The 16,913-nt window shown below is 61.0% G+C and carries 16 protein-coding genes; 6 read left to right on the forward strand and 10 right to left on the reverse strand.

The window, feature by feature from the left end; all coding sequences use genetic code 11:
- Window positions 1-319 precede the first annotated feature (319 nt).
- The 4 genes from ureE to AC1MEK_RS22140 are packed head-to-tail and all read left to right on the forward strand — an operon-like array spanning window position 320 to window position 2,757.
- Window positions 320-820 carry an urease accessory protein UreE gene (ureE, locus tag AC1MEK_RS22125; RefSeq protein WP_480398418.1) on the forward strand — a complete coding sequence of 167 codons (501 nt, stop codon included), beginning with the start codon at window positions 320-322 and terminating at the stop codon, window positions 818-820.
- A gap of 10 nt (window positions 821-830) precedes the next feature.
- Entirely contained in the window at window positions 831-1,505 is a 675-nt protein-coding gene (locus AC1MEK_RS22130; RefSeq protein ID WP_480398419.1) for an urease accessory protein UreF, read from the forward strand.
- Window positions 1,506-1,542: 37 nt separating this feature from the next.
- Window positions 1,543-2,157 carry an urease accessory protein UreG gene (ureG, locus tag AC1MEK_RS22135; RefSeq protein WP_480398420.1) on the forward strand — a complete coding sequence of 205 codons (615 nt, stop codon included), beginning with the start codon at window positions 1,543-1,545 and terminating at the stop codon, window positions 2,155-2,157.
- Between the two features lie 27 nt (window positions 2,158-2,184).
- Window positions 2,185-2,757, forward strand: coding sequence for a HupE/UreJ family protein (locus AC1MEK_RS22140; protein WP_480398421.1), 573 nt, complete (start codon window positions 2,185-2,187; stop codon window positions 2,755-2,757).
- Window positions 2,758-3,019: 262 nt separating this feature from the next.
- Here AC1MEK_RS22140 and AC1MEK_RS22145 read toward each other — a convergent pair whose 3' ends face one another.
- Together AC1MEK_RS22145 and AC1MEK_RS22150 are read right to left on the reverse strand one after the other, a co-directional pair.
- A complete protein-coding gene (locus AC1MEK_RS22145) occupies window positions 3,020-3,667 on the reverse strand; it encodes a hypothetical protein (RefSeq protein WP_480398422.1) in 648 nt (215 codons plus the stop codon).
- A 226-nt stretch (window positions 3,668-3,893) separates the two neighbouring features.
- Window positions 3,894-4,055, reverse strand: coding sequence for a hypothetical protein (locus AC1MEK_RS22150; protein ID WP_480398423.1), 162 nt, complete (start codon window positions 4,053-4,055; stop codon window positions 3,894-3,896).
- 388 nt (window positions 4,056-4,443) lie between these two features.
- Here AC1MEK_RS22150 and AC1MEK_RS22155 point away from each other — a divergent pair, with 388 nt between their 5' ends.
- Complete coding sequence (locus AC1MEK_RS22155; RefSeq protein WP_480398424.1) at window positions 4,444-5,586, forward strand: AGE family epimerase/isomerase; 1,143 nt, start codon at window positions 4,444-4,446, stop codon at window positions 5,584-5,586.
- An 88-nt stretch (window positions 5,587-5,674) separates the two neighbouring features.
- Here the strand turns inward: AC1MEK_RS22155 and AC1MEK_RS22160 are convergent, their stop codons facing one another.
- The 8 genes from AC1MEK_RS22160 to amaB form a co-directional block, all read right to left on the reverse strand.
- Window positions 5,675-6,448 carry an SDR family oxidoreductase gene (locus AC1MEK_RS22160; protein ID WP_480398425.1) on the reverse strand — a complete coding sequence of 258 codons (774 nt, stop codon included), beginning with the start codon at window positions 6,446-6,448 and terminating at the stop codon, window positions 5,675-5,677.
- 874 nt (window positions 6,449-7,322) lie between these two features.
- A complete protein-coding gene (locus tag AC1MEK_RS22165; RefSeq protein WP_274136123.1) occupies window positions 7,323-8,039 on the reverse strand; it encodes an ABC transporter ATP-binding protein in 717 nt (238 codons plus the stop codon).
- On the reverse strand, window positions 8,036-8,911 hold the full coding sequence (locus AC1MEK_RS22170; RefSeq protein WP_480398426.1) for an ABC transporter ATP-binding protein: 876 nt from the start codon (window positions 8,909-8,911) through the stop codon (window positions 8,036-8,038). Before AC1MEK_RS22170 ends, AC1MEK_RS22165 begins: the two co-directional genes overlap by 4 nt.
- Window positions 8,911-10,206: a high-affinity branched-chain amino acid ABC transporter permease LivM gene (gene livM / locus AC1MEK_RS22175; protein WP_480398427.1), complete on the reverse strand. Its 1,296-nt coding sequence runs from the start codon at window positions 10,204-10,206 to the stop codon at window positions 8,911-8,913. Before livM ends, AC1MEK_RS22170 begins: the two co-directional genes overlap by 1 nt.
- A 3-nt stretch (window positions 10,207-10,209) precedes the next feature.
- The gene (locus AC1MEK_RS22180; RefSeq protein WP_480398428.1) at window positions 10,210-11,124 is read right to left on the reverse strand and encodes an ABC transporter permease subunit; all 915 of its coding nucleotides are present in this window, start codon (window positions 11,122-11,124) and stop codon (window positions 10,210-10,212) included.
- 186 nt (window positions 11,125-11,310) lie between these two features.
- A complete protein-coding gene (locus tag AC1MEK_RS22185; RefSeq protein WP_480398429.1) occupies window positions 11,311-12,444 on the reverse strand; it encodes an ABC transporter substrate-binding protein in 1,134 nt (377 codons plus the stop codon).
- A gap of 359 nt (window positions 12,445-12,803) precedes the next feature.
- Window positions 12,804-14,087, reverse strand: coding sequence for an L-pipecolate oxidase (gene amaA, locus AC1MEK_RS22190; RefSeq protein WP_480398430.1), 1,284 nt, complete (start codon window positions 14,085-14,087; stop codon window positions 12,804-12,806).
- Window positions 14,088-14,267: 180 nt separating this feature from the next.
- Window positions 14,268-15,758, reverse strand: a complete 1,491-nt coding sequence (gene amaB / locus AC1MEK_RS22195) for an L-piperidine-6-carboxylate dehydrogenase (RefSeq protein ID WP_480398431.1) — start codon at window positions 15,756-15,758, stop codon at window positions 14,268-14,270.
- A 162-nt stretch (window positions 15,759-15,920) separates the two neighbouring features.
- Here amaB and AC1MEK_RS22200 point away from each other — a divergent pair, with 162 nt between their 5' ends.
- Entirely contained in the window at window positions 15,921-16,826 is a 906-nt protein-coding gene (locus AC1MEK_RS22200; RefSeq protein ID WP_480398432.1) for a LysR family transcriptional regulator, read from the forward strand.
- The last annotated feature ends 87 nt before the right edge of the window (window positions 16,827-16,913 follow it).

Below are 16,913 nucleotides of genomic sequence, written 5' to 3' on the forward strand. Positions count from 1 at the left end.
CCAGCTTGCCGGCGATCTGGCGCGAAGCGGCAGTAAACCCAGCACGTGCGGTATGACTGATTCGGCCAAGGCGAATGATTTCACTGCCGCTGCGCGCCAGATCGCTGGCAAGCCGAGCTCCCACGCCCTCCGGGCAGAATCGTGAGCCAAGAGCACGACCCATTTCGGTGCGCGAACCAATCGAGCGCACCAACAACGATCTTTCAGATATCGGTGCACCACTCCTCTACGCACTATTTGTAGGCAATTTCCGTCATCCCGCTCTGTTGGCAAGCCCCTTGCTCAAGGCTTTGCATCGCACATTGCTGGAAGTTTTCCGATGCTGGTGATTCACACACGAATCGAACCCCAGGCCGAATGGGCCGCCGAGCTGCATTTGAATTTCGAGGCGCGCAGCAAGAGCCGCCTGCGCTGTTTCAGTGCCGAAGGCGAAGACGTCGGCCTGTTTCTGGAACGCGGCCAGCCGCCGCTGCGTGACGGCGACTTTCTCAAGGCCGAAGACGGCCGCATCGTGCGGGTCTGCGCGCGCCCCGAACAACTGCTGCACGTCACCTGCGAAAGCGCCTTCGAACTGACCCGTGCCGCCTATCACCTCGGTAACCGCCACGTCGCGCTGCAAGTGGGCGACGGCTGGTTGCGCCTGCTCGACGACTACGTGCTCAAGGCCATGCTCGACCAGTTGGGCGCCACCTGCGAATCCATCGAAGCGCCGTTCCAGCCGGAACACGGCGCCTACGGCGGCGGCCATCATCATTCGCGCGCCGGAGAAGAAGACTTCAACTACGCACCGCGCATTCATCAGTTCGGCGTGCGCAAATGAGTACACGGCCATGAACAAGGCCTGGGCGCTGCTGCGTCTGGCCAGCCCGCAATTGCCGATCGGCGGGTACAGCTATTCCCAGGGGCTGGAGATGGCGGTGGAAAACGCTGTGGTTAATGATCCGCAAAGCGCGGCGCGCTGGATCAGCGATCAGTTGCTGCTCAACCTGGCGCGCTTCGAGGCGCCATTGCTGCTGGCCCATTGCACGGCTGCGGCGCATCAGGACTGGGCGCGCTTGCGCCAACTGAGCGAAGAACACCGCGCCAGCCGGGAAACCCGCGAACTGCATCTGGAAAGCCGGCAGATGGGCTATTCGCTGCAGCAATTGCTCAACGGTTTGCCAGAACTGGATCAGCCTGCGCGGGAGTTTCTTCAGCATACCGAGGAACCGCATCTTGCGCTGGGCTGGGCGCTGGCCGCTCGCGCCTGGCAGATCGAACCGCAGGACGCCCTGGCCGCCTGGCTCTGGAGCTGGCTGGAAAACCAGCTGGCGGTGCTGATGAAAACCCTGCCACTGGGCCAGCAGGCCGCGCAACGCCTGACCAGCGAACTCACGCCCTTGTTGCAACAGGCTCAGCAGCACGCATCCACACTCGATCCCGAACACATCGGCAGCGCCCCGTTCGGCCTGGCGCTGGCCAGCATGGCCCACGAGCGTCAGTACAGCCGCCTGTTCCGGTCGTGAAATCAACGAAACCAAGAAGATCAACGGAGAGCATTTGATGAACAGCCAACCCTTGCGAGTCGGCATCGGCGGCCCGGTCGGATCCGGCAAGACCGCCCTGACCCTGGCCCTCTGCCTGGCCCTGCGCGAGCGCTACAACCTCGCCGTGGTCACCAACGACATCTACACCCGCGAAGACGCCGACTTCCTGGTGCGCAACGAGGCCCTGGCGCCGGAGCGCATCATCGGCGTGGAAACCGGCGGCTGCCCGCACACGGCCATCCGCGAAGACGCCTCGATCAACCTGGAAGCAGTGGATCAGCTTAACCGTCGCTTCGAAGGCCTGGATTTGATCATCGTCGAGTCCGGCGGCGACAACCTCTCGGCGACCTTCAGCCCCGAGCTTTCTGACCTGACCATTTACGTGATCGACGTCTCGGCCGGCGACAAGCTGCCGCGCAAGGGCGGGCCCGGTATCTGCAAATCGGATCTGTTGGTGATCAACAAGATCGACCTGGCTCCGATGGTCGGCGCGTCGCTGGAGATGATGGACCGCGACACCAAGAAAATGCGCGGCGACAAGCCGTTCGTGTTCAGCAACCAGAAAACCGGCCATGGCCTGGACGACATCATCGCTTTCATCGAGCGCCAGGGCCTGCTGGCCGCTGCCTGATTTCTTTCACTCAAGGACACGATTCATATGAACTGCAGAAAAGTTTTCGGCGCCCTGGCGCTGCTGCTCGCCCCGGCCCTGGCCTTCGCCCACCCCGGCCACGATGAAAGCGGCCTGATGGCCGGCATCGGCCACCCGTTGGGCGGCCTGGATCACCTGCTGGCGATGGTCGCGGTGGGCCTGTGGGCCGCGCAACAGAAAGGCGCCGCGCGCTGGGCACTGCCGTGCACATTCGTCGGCACCATGCTGATCGGCGGCCTGCTGGGTTTCGAAGGGCTGGAGTTGCCTGCGCTGGAAAGCGGCATCGCGGCGTCGGTGTTCGCGCTGGGCCTGGCGGTGGCGCTGGCGGTACGTCCGCCGCTGTTCATGGCCGTGGGCGCGACGGCGCTGTTTGCACTGTTTCATGGCGTGGCGCATGGGCTGGAGCTGCCTGAGATGTCCAGCCCGTGGGGTTACGCGATTGGTTTCGTTGGTGCGACTGCGGCGCTGCATGCTGCAGGTTATGCCGTGGTGCGTTTCCTGCCAGCGGCGGCTGCGCCGGTTGTGCGCATCGCCGGAGCATTGTCAGCAGCAACCGGCATCTGGTTGTTCGCCGGCTGACGGCGATTGACGATCTGTAGTAGCAAATTCATTCGCGAAGCGGTGTGTCAGCCACCCACGGTGTCAGCTGTACCGCCTCATCGCGAATGAATTCGGGCCTACAGGTGGCGTGCACTGATCCCTCACTTGCTCAACCGTTTGCCCCGCCCCGCACGCCCCAGCAACCACGTCACGCAAACTGCCCAACGCCATCACGCCAGTAGTCCGAGAGCCTGTGTAATGACGGACATGGCATTGCATAAGACCGGGCGAACTAACGCCGTTATATTCCATAGTCCATGACACAAGTATCGAAGTAAATTCCACCATCGCTCCACAACTCAACCTTTACCATAGGCTCACCGGAACTAACAAGTCTAAACTGACCAGGTGCAGTCAGAGTATGTTCAGCGACCACTTGGTCATTTGAATCCAACCCTCGCGCCCGCACGGTCTCAACAATAAAAAACTGCGCATACATAAATGTAAAAGAACGAGCCGAATGCTTAAGCAGCAGGTCCACTTGCTTACGCATCATTCTCGTCCCCTCTTGCCACGTGAACATATAAAGATTCGTCATATTCTCCCTTGAGACACGTTGCACTAACATGTGGCTCACAGCCGAGACCAAGGTCAGCGCCGGATAATCTAAAGGCACACCGGGTGGAATTATAGTCCCAGTGTAAGGATACTTCTCGAAGGCTTCTATAGTGGGCGGCAAAGCCTGTTTAATCACCGTCCATGACGTGGAACGAATATCCGTTTCTACATCACGCGCGGTCAATACGTTTTGCCCGACAGAAAGACGTGGCATCGTATAACTCCAAGCGCCGCTCTCTGACGTTGTGACAGTCCCCAAATGCTCATTACCACTATAGATCGCCACCTGCCTAGGCGCGGCCATGGCGGCTTTTTCGGTGTTGGCTGACATGCTGAACTCCTTTTCTCGATTATTCTGCGTCGACGTTCCTATATTGCGAGACAGTTAAAGCACCACGCTTATTTAGCAAACCTATTCTCGCAAGCCTTTCAGAAACAGTTTTTAGCATACCCATATACTTAAAACTTGATTATCTGGCGATTCTACTCAAAGTCTTCAGTTCTGGGCAGCACAAGCACGAGCACTCACCACGCTGCTGAAATGATCGGCGTATCAACTACCCTGACATTGAACCATATTGACCATCATCCAGACTATTCACAACCCCACTCCATGTCCCATCCTCTGACACCCGAACAACTCCTAAAGAAATTCCATTATCAAACACCTCCACCAGCGTCATCGCTGCGGCGGGGTTAACTTGTTTTAAATCGGACATTTCAAGGCTCCCCTTGTTACACGGGCCGGATCAGCAGTGTTATTACTTATGACCTTGCAAAACGGACACCCCATCATGTTTACCAAGGTCTTTATCCAGCATAGCCTCGTTGAAAAGCGTCAGTTAGATCCATTCGCAATTGCAGTTATCGCGAAAATGCCTTTATAGGCGACTGACGCATATACCCATCGCTTGAACTGCGGTACTGAGCGCGTGGGCAAGACTTAAGTTGATGAGCTGAACAGTAGATCGCAGGTGACCGGCACACCGCTTCGCGAATGAATTCGCTCCTACAGCGTTCTGCGCACATTCAGCTCAGCGTTTCCCCCGCCCCGCCCGCCTCCTGCTACCATATCGCGCAATTTGCCCCCTGCCGTGACGCCATCCCATGCCTGACGCTTGCCACCCCGCCGCCAAGTCTGAACTGTCCGCCGTGTTTCAGGCCGCGCAGCAACACTTCATGCAGACCATCGTGCCGCTGTGGGTGGGCCCTGGGTGGAATGCCGAGATGGCGCTGCCTTTTGAGGCGCTGGATGCCGCGCATCAACCGTTACCGCCCCAGCGTTATCGCGCCATGGCCTGTGCGCGGCAATTGTTCCTGTTTTCCAGCCTGATCGGCCATCCTGACGTACCAGGCGCCGAGGCTCGCGCTGCGGCGCTGTTCCGCTCGTTACAGCGGCATTTCCACGACGCCGAGCATGGCGGCTGGTTCTACAGCATCGACCCGCAGGGCAAGCCGCTGGATCGGCGCAAGGATCTCTACACCCACGCCTTCGTGATCTTTGCCTGCGCGCACTATTGGGCCAAAGTGCGCGAGCCGCTGGTGGAGTCGGTGCTCAATGCCGCGCTGCAAGTGGTGGCCGAGCAGTTCGCCGATGGCGACGGCCTGTATGAAGCGGTGCTGGCTGAAGACTGGTCGTCGCTGGACGCAGGCCCACTGCAGAACCCGCTGATGCACCTGGCCGAGGCGTTTCTGGCCACGCTTCAGGCCCGGGAAGACGCCGATACCCTGGCGGCGCTGGAAGCGCTGGCAGACGGCATGCAACGGCGCTTCGTCGATGTGGAACACGGCGTGATGCTGGAGAAGCCGCTGGGGGCTGTGGATAACTGGTCCGAGCCCGGGCACCAGTTCGAGTGGTTCTATCTGCTGGAATCGTCCGAACACCTGCGCGGCACGCCGTTGCACGGCTCGCTGACCACGGCTTTCGCCCACGCCCAGGCGCAAGGCGTCGATCAACAGACCGGCGCAGTGGCGGCGATGCTGGATGTGGAGGGTGCGATCAAGGACGGCACCCAGCGCATCTGGGCACAGGCCGAGTACCTGCGTGCGCTGACCTTGCGGCCGGACAGCCAGGCACTGCTGCAGCGCCAGTTGCAGGCGTTACAGCAGAACTTCCTGAGCCCGGCGGGCTGGAACGAGTGCCTGGACAGCCAGGGCCAGCTCAGCCGCAGCGACATGCCGTCGACCACGCCGTATCACCTGGCGACCTGCTATATCGGCCTGGCTGAGTATTTCTCGCTCGGAAGGTGAATGCCTCACGTAGCAGCACGGCTTGCCGGCGGGACGATCTCAAGGACGCTCCCGCCGGCAAGCCGTGCTGCTACGGATGGTATGGCGCTTACTTCGTTTCGCCGCGCGTACGATCAATCGCAAACCCTGCCCAGGTCTGGCTCACCGGCATCAGCTCCAGGTTGTTCACGTTGACGTGGGCCGGGGTGTTCATGATCCAGAAGATGGTGTCGGCGATGTCTTGCGGCTGGATCGGCTCGGCGCCAGCATAGGTCGCGTCGTACTTGGCCTGGTCGCCGCCGAAGCGCACCAGCGAGAATTCGCTTTCACACAGGCCCGGTTCCAGATTGGTCACGCGCACGCCGGTGCCGATCAGGTCGTTGCGCAGGTTCAGCGAGAACTGGCCGACGAAAGCCTTCGAGCCGCCATACACGTTACCGCCCGGATACGGATAGTTGCCCGCCACCGAGCCCAGATTGACGATGCTGGCGCCACGGCCGTAGGCGATCAGGCGCGACAGCAGCAGGCGCGTGGTGTAGACCAGCCCTTTGACGTTGGTGTCGATCATGGTGTCCCAGTCGTCCAGGTCGCACTTGGGCGCCGGGTCGATGCCCAGGGCCAGACCGGCATTGTTGATAAGTCCACGAATCTTCGCGAACTCGGCGGGCAGGCCGTCGATGGCCTGCTCCATGGCCGCGCGGTCACGCACGTCCAGCGTCAGGGTGTGAACCTTGGTCTTTGTGGACAACTCGGCCTTGAGCGCCTGCAGGCGGTCTTCGCGGCGGCCGGTCAGCACCAGCGACCAGCCCGCGTCGGCAAAGCGTCGTGCGCAGGCTTCGCCGAATCCGGAAGTGGCGCCGGTGATGAAGACGGTAGAAGTCATGTGGTTCTCCTGACGGGGTTTGCGGCCTTGTGGGACAAGCCTTGTGAGTAAGCGCAACCCAAGGTTGCGCGCAGGTAAGCCTCGGAGCATGCCCGCCCGGACCGCTCTGGATCAAGCCCGCAGGCAACAATCGTCGTACAACTTCATGAAAGGCCAGCGCTGTACAAAAAACGCACAACTCGCGCAAAGCCTTGTGCCATATGGCCTGCACAGTGTTTTGCCCATCTTATCCACAGTCACACGCACAATCTCTGGGGGCAACTTCAGATGAGCAAAGCCCCGCCACGCGCGGGCTGTGGGCAAGTCGAAGGTGATTTTCAGTTGACTCGCTGAAACGTATCTGCAAGCAAACCGCAAGCAAAACTGCACATTCGGTCAGCCTTGTGCGCCAGAGCCTAGAGATTGCGCTACCTGCGGCGCTATTTCCAACGGTTTCGCACAGACTTATCCACAGGCTTATCAACCTCGTAAACTGTATAAAAAACCAGTCAAAGCAGCGTTGACAAATCCCTCTAAAATACCTGCCTAAACCGCTGATCAAATATTGATCACAACGCTACAAGCCACGTAAAACAAGGCCTTCAGCCAGCTACCACCAACTTATTCACAGCCGCCTCCACAGTAAAACTGGACAAGTCAAAAGCATGACAAAACAAGCGTTTACAGCGGCTATATGTCGCGGTTTGGCGGGTGACGAAAATTGTTTTCCACAATCGGGTTGCACAGCATTGACTGTCCCGTGGCAGCACGGCTTGCCGGCGGATCGTCCTTGAGATCGCCCCGCCGGCAAGCCGTGCTGCTACGGGCCTGGAAAAACAAAAACGCCCCGGGTGATTTCCACACGGGGCGTCTGACTTGCGGGAGGCTTACAGGATCAATGCCCGCCCAGATACGCGTTCCTGACTTCTTCGTTGGTCAGCAGCTCCTTGCCGGTACCTGTCAGACGAATCTCGCCGTTGACCATCACGTAGGCACGGTCTGACAGCTTCAGGGCGTGGTTGGCGTTCTGCTCGACCAGGAAGATGGTCATGCCGGTTTGCGCCAGCTCACGCAGGGTGGCGAAGATCTGCTTCACGATGATCGGCGCCAGGCCCAGGCTCGGCTCGTCCAGCAGCAACAGCTTGGGGCGGCTCATCAGCGCGCGGGCGATGGCGAGCATCTGCTGCTCGCCGCCGGACATGGTCATGGCCCGCTGATTGCGCCGCTCCTTGAGGCGCGGGAACAGGTCGAACATGCGCTGCATGTCTTCGCTGGCGTACTTGTCGCCAATCGGGATGGTGCCCATCATCAGGTTCTCTTCCACCGACATGTCGGGAAACACCCGGCGGCCTTCCGGCGACTGGGCAATGCCGTTGGACGCGATGTAGTGCGACGACTTGTGAGTGATGTCGGTGCCCTGATAGATGATCTGCCCGCTGGCCGCACGCGGCTGGCCGAAGATCGACATCAGCAGCGTGGACTTGCCCGCGCCATTGGAGCCGATCAGGCTGACGGTTTCGCCTTCATCAATGTGCATCGAGACTTTTTTCAGGGCCTGGATCGGCCCGTAGTACACGTCGATCTCTTTCAGTTCGAGGATCGGCTTGCTCATACCAATTCCTCTTCATCAGCACCCAGGTACGCGGCGATCACTTTCGGATCGTTGCGGATCTGTTCTGGCTTGCCCTTGGCGATCACGTTGCCGTGGTCGAGGACCACGATGTCGTCGGAAATCCCCATGACCATGCCCATGTCGTGCTCGATCAGCACGATGGTCATGTCGTGGTCGTCGCGCAGGTGGCGAATCATGCCGCTCAGCGCTTCGGTTTCCTGCGGGTTGAGGCCTGCGGCCGGTTCGTCCAGGCAGATGACCTGCGGACGGGTGCACATGGCCCGGGCGATCTCCAGACGGCGCTGCTGGCCGTAGGAAAGCTCACCGGCCAGGCGGTTGGCGCAGTCCACGAGGTCAACCACTTCCAGCCAATAGAACGCCGTGTTCATGGCGTCTTCTTCGGCCTTGCGATAGCCCTTGGTGTTGAGGATGCCCGCGATCATGTTGCGGTTGACCCACATGTGCTGGGCCACCAGCAGGTTCTCGACCACCGACATTTCCTTGAACAGGCGAATGTTCTGGAAGGTACGGGCCAGACCCGCGCGGTTCACCAGATGCGTGCCGCCGAACATCTTGTAGAACAGGCGGCTGCCGAAGCGCTTGGGCGAGGCAAAGTCGCTGGCGCGGAATTGCTCGCCGAGCAACTGGATGACGTTGGTCTTCTTGCCCCGCGCATTGAGTTCGATCTTGCCGCCAGTGGCCTTGTAGAAGCCGGTCAGGCAGTTGAACACGGTGGTCTTGCCGGCGCCGTTGGGGCCGATCAGGGCGAAGATCGAGTTGCGACGCACCTCAAGGCTCACGTCGCTCAGGGCCTTGATGCCGCCGAAGTGCATCATCAGGTTCTCGACGGACAGAACGATTTCGTCGCTCATCACGCGCCCTCCACTTTGGCCAGCACGCCTTTGCGTGGGCGTACGCCGGTACGGCTGATGCGGATCAGGCCGCGTGGGCGCCAGATCATCATCACCACCATCAGAATGCCGAACAGCAGCACGCGGTACTCGGCGAAGCTGCGCAGCATTTCAGGTGCCACGGTCAGCACGAACGCTGCGATCACCACGCCCACAGTCGAGCCCATGCCGCCGAGGACGACGATGGCGAGGATCAGCGCCGACTCGAAGAAGGTGAACGAGGTCGGGTTGACGAAGCCCTGATAGCTGGCGAAGAACACCCCGGCCAGACCTGCGGTCGACGCACCGATGGTGAACGCCGAGAGCTTGACCAGCACGTGGTTCAGGCCCATGGAGCGGCAGGCGATTTCATCCTCACGCAGCGCTTCCCAGGCGCGGCCGACCGGCATGCGGGTCAGGCGGTGCTTGATGTACAGCACGGCCAGCACGACGAGGAACAGCACCGCGTAGATGAAGATGAATTTCAGGTCCGGGTTGTATTCGAAGCCGAAATACTCGTGGATCGGAATGCCGCCGTCCTTCGCGCGCCGGCCGAATTCCAGGCCGAAGAAGGTCGGTGAGGGCACCGGCACGCCGTTCGGGCCGCCGGTGAACGACAGCCAGTTGTTGAGCACCAGACGAATGATCTCGCCGAAGCCCAGGGTTACGATGGCCAGGTAGTCGCCGTGCATGCGTAGCACCGGAAAACCCAGGATGCAGCCAGCGAAGGCCGCCGCGATGGCTGCCAGCGGCAGCGCCGACCAGAAGCCCAGGCCCAGGTACTGATAACCCAGCGCCAGGCCGTAGGCGCCGATGGCGTAGAACGCCACGTAACCCAGGTCGAGCAGGCCGGCCAGGCCGACCACGATGTTCAGGCCCAGGCCCAGCAATACGTAGATCAGGCCGAGGATGACCACGGTCAGCACGTATTTGTCGGCGAACACCGGGAAGATCACCGCGATGATGATCATGATCGGGATGATGAAGCGCAGGCGCGTCTTGTAGCCCGGCGGCAGCACATGCACGCCTGAGCCGGGGCTTTCGAAGCTCTGCTGAATCGCCATGCCCTTGGGGGTTTGCAGGAACAGGCTCATCAGGAAGCGGCCGATCACCACCACGCCGACCAGCATGGCGACCCGGTGCGGTTCCATGTTGAAGCCATAGCCGTCGAGCACCACGCCGACGATGGGGCCGAACACGATCAGCGCGAGCAACCCGGCGAGCACCGCGTCGATCAGGCTTTGTTTGATATCGATAGGTTTGACTGGAGCAGACATGGTTTACACCTTCGCCACGAGTGGGCGACCCAGCAGGCCTTGAGGACGGAAGATCAGGATCAATACCAGCAGGCCGAAACTGAACACGTCTTTGTAATCGGAGTTGATCAGCCCCGAGAATTGCGACTCGGCAACCCCCAGGATCAACCCGCCCAGCATGGCGCCCGGCAGCGAGCCGATGCCGCCCAGTACCGCGGCGGTGAACGCCTTGATACCGATGACGAACCCGGCGAAGAAGTCGAAGGTGCCGTAGTTCAGGGTGATCAGCACACCGGCCAGCGCCGCCATGGCTGCACCGATGACGAACACGTAAGAGATGATGCGGTCGGTGTTGATGCCCAGGATCGAGGCCATCTTGCGATCCTGCTGCGTGGCGCGGCACATCCGGCCCAGCTTGGTGTACTTGATGATGTAGGTCAGCACGCCCATGCCGATGAACGCGGCCACCAGAATGAAGATCTTGGTGTAGGTGATCTGCACGAAGCCTGTGCCTACGTCAAAACGCATGGCGCCTTCGAGCAGCGTCGGTACGCCTTGCTGGCGCGGGCCCTGGGCGATCTGCGCGTAGTTCTGCAGGATCAGGGAAATACCGATGGCGCTGATCAGCGGTGCCAGGCGGGTCGAGTTGCGCAGCGGTTTGTACGCCACACGCTCGATCACGAAGCCATACACACCGGTCACCACGATGGTGAAGATCAGCGTGCCGAGAATCAGGAAGGGAAACGACTGGATACCGAAGAAAGACAGCACGGCCAGGCCGATGGCTGCGAGGTAGGCGGAGATCATGTACACGTCGCCGTGGGCGAAGTTGATCATGCCGATGATGCCGTAAACCATCGTGTAACCGATGGCGATCAGGCCGTAGACCGAACCCAGAGTCAGGCCGTTGACCATTTGCTGCAGGAAAATACCATCCATCACGCACGCTCACGAACTTGAAAGGCCAGCCCGGCGCGCACCGGTCATCTCCTCGTGAGAGATTGCGGGACGTGCTCGGTGGCAACAGAAGAAATCCGGCGCCGCGCGGGGCGGCACCGATTACCGGAGCGGGCCGTCTGCAGGCGTTGTGCCCGGCAAACGGCCGCGTCCGACTAAGCGCTCAACTCACTTCTGCTTTTCGAGCTGGTGATATTTGCCGTCCTTGTCCCACTGATAGACCACGTAGTCGGAGATCTTCAGGTCGCCCTTGCTGTCCCAGGCCTTCTCGCCCATGACGGTTTTTACAGGGTGGGATTTGAGGAACTTGGCAGCGTCTTCGCCCTTGTTGGACTTGGCGCCGTTGAAGCCGGCGGCCAGTGCCTGCACCGACGCGTAGGCGTACAGGGTGTAGCCTTCAGGCTCGTAACCGGCCTTGCGGAACTGATCCACGACCGCCTTGCTGTCTGGCAGCAGGCGCGGGTCGGCGCCGAAGGTCATGTACACGCCGTCGACGTATTGTGCGCCGCCTGCGGTGGTGACCAGTTCGTCGGTCACGACGCCGTCGTCGGACATGAACTTGACGTCTTTGAGACCCTGCTCACGCAGTTGGCGAACCAGAGGACCGGCTTCCGGGTGCAGGCCGCCGAAGTAGACGACGTCGGCACCGGCGCCACGGATCTTGGTGACCAGGGCGCTGAAGTCTTTCTCGCCACGGGTCAGACCTTCTTCGAGCACCGGCTTCACGCCACGGGCAGTCAGCTGCTTGGCGGTGGCGTCGGCCAGGCCCTTGCCGTAGGTGTCCTTGTCGTTGATGACCGCGACTTTCTTGCCCTTGAGCACGTCGACGATGTAGTCGCCTGCCACGACGCCCTGCTGGTCGTCGCGACCGCACATGCGGAACATGGCGGAGAGGCCGCGTTCGGTCACTTGCGGGTTGGTGGAGCCTGGGGTGATCGCGATGATGCCGGCTTCGTCATAGACTTCCGAGGCCGGAATGGTGGAGGACGAGCAGAAGTGACCGACCACGCCAGCGACTTTCTCTTGCGACATCTTGTTGGCAACCGCCACGGCCTGTTTCGGCTCGCAGGCGTCGTCGCCCTGAACCAGCACGATTTTCTCCCCGTTGACGCCGCCAGCGGCGTTGATGGCGTCCGCCGCGGCCTGGGCGCCTTTCATGTACTGCAAACCGAAGGACGCGTTGGCGCCTGTCATCGGGCCTGCAACGCCGATCTTGACGTCAGCCTGCACAAAACCAGCCGCACCCATTGCAGTAGCCACTGCGAGTGCCAGAAAGCCTTTCCTGTAAAACGTCTGCGACATGAGTTGGTGCTCCTAGGTTTTTTTAATTAGCACTGCGACCACACAGATGCTCTGAGCAAGTGGCGTGCCATCGGTTTTTTATTCTGAAAAAAGTCGTCGTCTTGTTGTTATTCGACTGATTCGGGCCCATTTTTTATTGGGCGTGCAACCGTCTAAACCGCACAAGGTGCAACCCTGCGCCTGATAAAGAGCAACCCTCCTGAACAAATCGCGCAACCACGCCACCCTGACCTGTACAACCCTGTTGTTACAGGGTGCGTCACCGAACTGCACACCGCAGGTGCGGTGACGCTACGGGACGCACCATTTCAGGTTAGTGGATGCGCGAAAAAGCGTCGTTTGATGTAGGAAATTTCGTGTCAGATCACGATCCTGAGGCACTGACCTGCGTGGTATAGCGAAAAGCCAGCTTCATATAAAGAGCTGCGCAGGCCTATACCGGAAAGTGGCCGCATCGGCGTGAAGGGGATTGGCAACACATCGGCGTTGCCCCCGCACAAGTAATCGGCGAACGCCTTGCCCACCACCGTCCCCGTGGTGTTGCCGCGGCCGTTGTAACCGGTCACGGCGACCAGTCCTGGTGCAGGTTCGAACATGCGTAACAGGTGATCGGGCGTGAAGGCGATGCAACCGGTCCAGGTGCATTCCCACTCGACCTTTTTCAGGTACGGGAAATAGTGCTGCTGCACCCGGTCGGCCCAGGCCTTGAGGAACCACACAGGTTTCTGGTTGCCATTGCCCAGGCTGCCCAGCAACAGGCGACCATCGGCGTCACGGCGAATGCTGCTGAGCACCTGACGGGTGTCCCAGGAACCCTGCCCGCCCGGCAGGATCTGTTGCGCGGCCTCTTCAGTCAGCGGCGCGGACGCCACCTGATAGTAATAACCGGGAAAGAAACTGCGGCGCAGCTCGGTCCACTCGCCCTCGGTGTAGGCGTTGGAGGCGATGACCACCTGATTGGCCAGCACCGAGCCGTTTTCAGTGATCACGCACCACTTTTGCCCCTGACGTTCCAGGCGCTTGACCGGCGAGTGATCGAAACGCTGACCACCGAGTTGGCTGACCGCCGCCGCCAGGCCGCTGGTGTAGGCCATCGGGTTGATGGTGCCAGCACGATGATCGAGCAGGGCTGCGGTAATTTCTTTGGTGCCGGTGGCTTCCTGACAGGCCTTGCCCGTGAGCAATTCGATAGGCGCGCCACGACACTGCCATTGTTCTTCGCGGCTGCGCAGGTCCAGTTCGCCCTTGGCGTTGTGGGCCATGTGCAGCGTCCCCTTGCGCTGGGCCTGGCAATCGATGCCGTATTTTTCGATCAGGCTGAATACCAATGACGGCGCGTTGCCGAGCATGGAGTTGAGCTGGCTGCCGATCTTCTCACCGAAACCCTGCTCGATCTCGTCAGGCGGAATCCACAACCCGGCGTTGACCAGCCCCACGTTGCGCCCCGAACCGCCCTGGCCAGTGCGATGGGCTTCGACGATGGCCACCGTCTTGCCCTGTTCAAGCAGATGAATCGCCGCCGACAGGCCGGTAATCCCTGCGCCGATCACGCAGACATCGGCCTTGGCCTCCCCCTTCAACGCTGGCGCCTGGGGCCTTTGCGGCGTCAGCGTTTCCCACAGACATTCTTCGCGTAGCGGCATCGCAAAACCTCGGAAAGGACAAACGATGATTCATATTCAATAGTGTTCGGCCCACCCTCTTCGCGAGCAAGCTCGCTCCCACAGAACGAATGCGTTAGAAAGGCATACACCATCCTGTGGGAGCGAGCTTGCTCGCGAATGAGGGCAATGCGGTGTAACAGCTACACCGCATCACAAGCATCAATCGAAGGTAATCCCCTGCGCCAGCGGCAGCTCGCGGGAGTAGTTCACGGTCGCGGTCTGGCGACGCATGTAACCTTTCCAGGCATCGGAACCGGACTCACGACCGCCACCGGTCTCCTTCTCGCCGCCGAACGCGCCGCCAATCTCTGCACCACTCGGGCCAATGTTGACGTTGGCGATGCCGCAGTCGCTGCCCAGCGCCGAAACGAACTGCTCGGCTTCACGGACGTCGGTGGTGAAAATGCACGACGACAGGCCTTGCGGTACATCGTTGTTCAGGCGCACGGCGTCGGTGAACTCGTCGTAGCCGATCACGTAGAGAATCGGTGCGAAGGTTTCGTGACGCACCACGTCGCTCTGCTCCGGCATTTCGACGATCGCAGGCGAGACGTAGTAGGCGTTCGGGAAAGCGTCCTGCAACTGACGCTTGCCGCCAAAGACCTTGCCGCCCTCGCTCAGAGCCTGCTCCAGCGACTCCTGCATGTTCTCGAAGCTTTGCTTGTCGATCAGCGGGCCGATCAGGTTGCCTTCCAGCGGATGACCGATGCGCACCTTGGCGTAAGCGGCTTTCAGGCGCTCGACGAATTCGGCCTTGACCGAGTTGTGGGCGATCAGGCGGCGCAGGGTGGTGCAACGCTGGCCGGCGGTGCCCACGGCGCTGAACAGCACGGCGCGCACGGCCAGGTCCAGATCGGCGCTCGGGGTCAGGATCATCGCATTGTTGCCGCCCAGTTCCAGGATGCTGCGGGCGAAACGCGCAGCGACTTTCGGCGCCACTTCGCGGCCCATGCGGGTGCTGCCGGTGGCGCTGATCAGCGCAACGCGAGTGTCATCCACCAGCGCTTCGCCAGCGTCACGGCCGCCGATCACGCATTGGGTCAGGTACTGCGGCGCGTCGTGGAATTCAGCAGCGACGCGGTCGAACAGCGCCTGACAGGCCAGCGCGGTCAGCGGGGTCTTTTCCGACGGTTTCCAGATCACCGAGTTGCCGCAGACCAGTGCCAGCGCGGTGTTCCACGACCAGACCGCGACCGGGAAGTTGAAGGCACTGATCACGCCGACGACGCCCAGCGGATGCCAGGTTTCGCGCATGTGGTGGCCCGGGCGCTCGGAGGCGATGGTCAGGCCGTAGATCTGCCGGGACAGGCCGACAGCGAAATCGCAGATGTCGATCATTTCCTGCACTTCACCCAGGCCTTCCTGAGTGATCTTGCCGGCTTCCCAGGACACCAGCTCGCCCAGATCCGCCTTGTGTTTGCGCAGGGCTTCGCCGTACAGACGCACCAGCTCGCCACGACGCGGCGCAGGCACTTTGCGCCAGGCCTGGAAAGCGTGCTCGGCGCGGGTGATGCGCTGCTCGACTTCGGCCGCGCCTTCCCAGGCCACTGTCGCCACCTGGCTGCCATCGACCGGCGTGTGAACAGGTTTGTCGCCCTTCTGATAGAGAGCAGGGTCGACACCAAGACGGGTGAGCAGGTCGTTGAGCATGGTTTCTCCTGAATACGGCTGAGCCGTAAGACGCGAATGCGGAATGCAAGAACGCGGGTAAATTTTCAGCCTCTAGTAATAGCTGGCCTTTCGCACGCCAACAAACGACGATTAAGCGAGATATCATTCCGTTTTTTCATGCTGACCCGAGCACGCCTGAATATGCTGAACAAACGCCACTTGCCGTCCGTCACTGCGCTGCAATGTTTTGAAGCGGTGACCCGCCACCTGAGCTTCACCCGCGCCGCCGAGGAGTTGAACCTGACCCAGAGCGCGGTCAGCAAGCAGGTCGCGCAGCTCGAAGAACTGGTCCAGCACCTGTTGTTCCGACGCGTGCGCCGGCGCCTGCAACTGACGCCTGCTGGCGCGCTGTACCTGGGCGAAGTGCGCAAGGTGCTGACGCAGATGGAAATGTCGACGCACTTTCTGCGCTCCTACGGCGGCGAAACCGAAGTGCTGCGCGTGTCCACGCCCTCGACCTTCGGCGCCCGCTGGCTGGTGCCACGGCTCAAGGGCTGGCGCCTGCGCCATCCGCATATCCATCTGGACCTGGTCGACGAACAGGACAGCGACGATCTGGCGCAGAACCGCTGCGACGCCTCGTTCTACTTCGGCCAGGGCGCCCGCCCCGGCGCGGAGAGCGTGCGGCTGTTCGGCGAAGAACTGGTGCCGGTCTGCGCCCCGGCCAGCCTGCCGGACAAGCCCTTTACCGACCCCACGCAATTGGCCGACCTGGTGCTGCTGCAAAACGCCCACCGTCCCCAGGCCTGGCACGAGTGGTTCGAGGATCAGGGCTACCAGACCGAACACAGCTACCACGGCCCGCGCTTCGAGACTTTCTACATGTGCATCCGTGCCGCGCAGGTGGGTTGCGGCGTGGCCCTGCTGCCCAAGTTTCTGGTGGAGGAAGAACTGCAGGACGGCAAGCTGATCATCCCCTGGGACCACCCGATGCCCAGCCGCGACGCCTATTACCTGGCCTACCCCGAGCACACGGCGGACGTGCCGAAGATTCGGGTGTTTGTGGAGTGGATGTTGGAGCAGTTGGACAAACCTACCCCGCAGTAGGTGTAACGCCCCACCCGGCCTGATGAAGGCCCATCCATTGTGGGAGTGAGCTTGCTCACGAAGACTGAGTCTCAGACGCTATAGATG

This window comes from Pseudomonas sp. 2 (assembly GCF_056627435.1).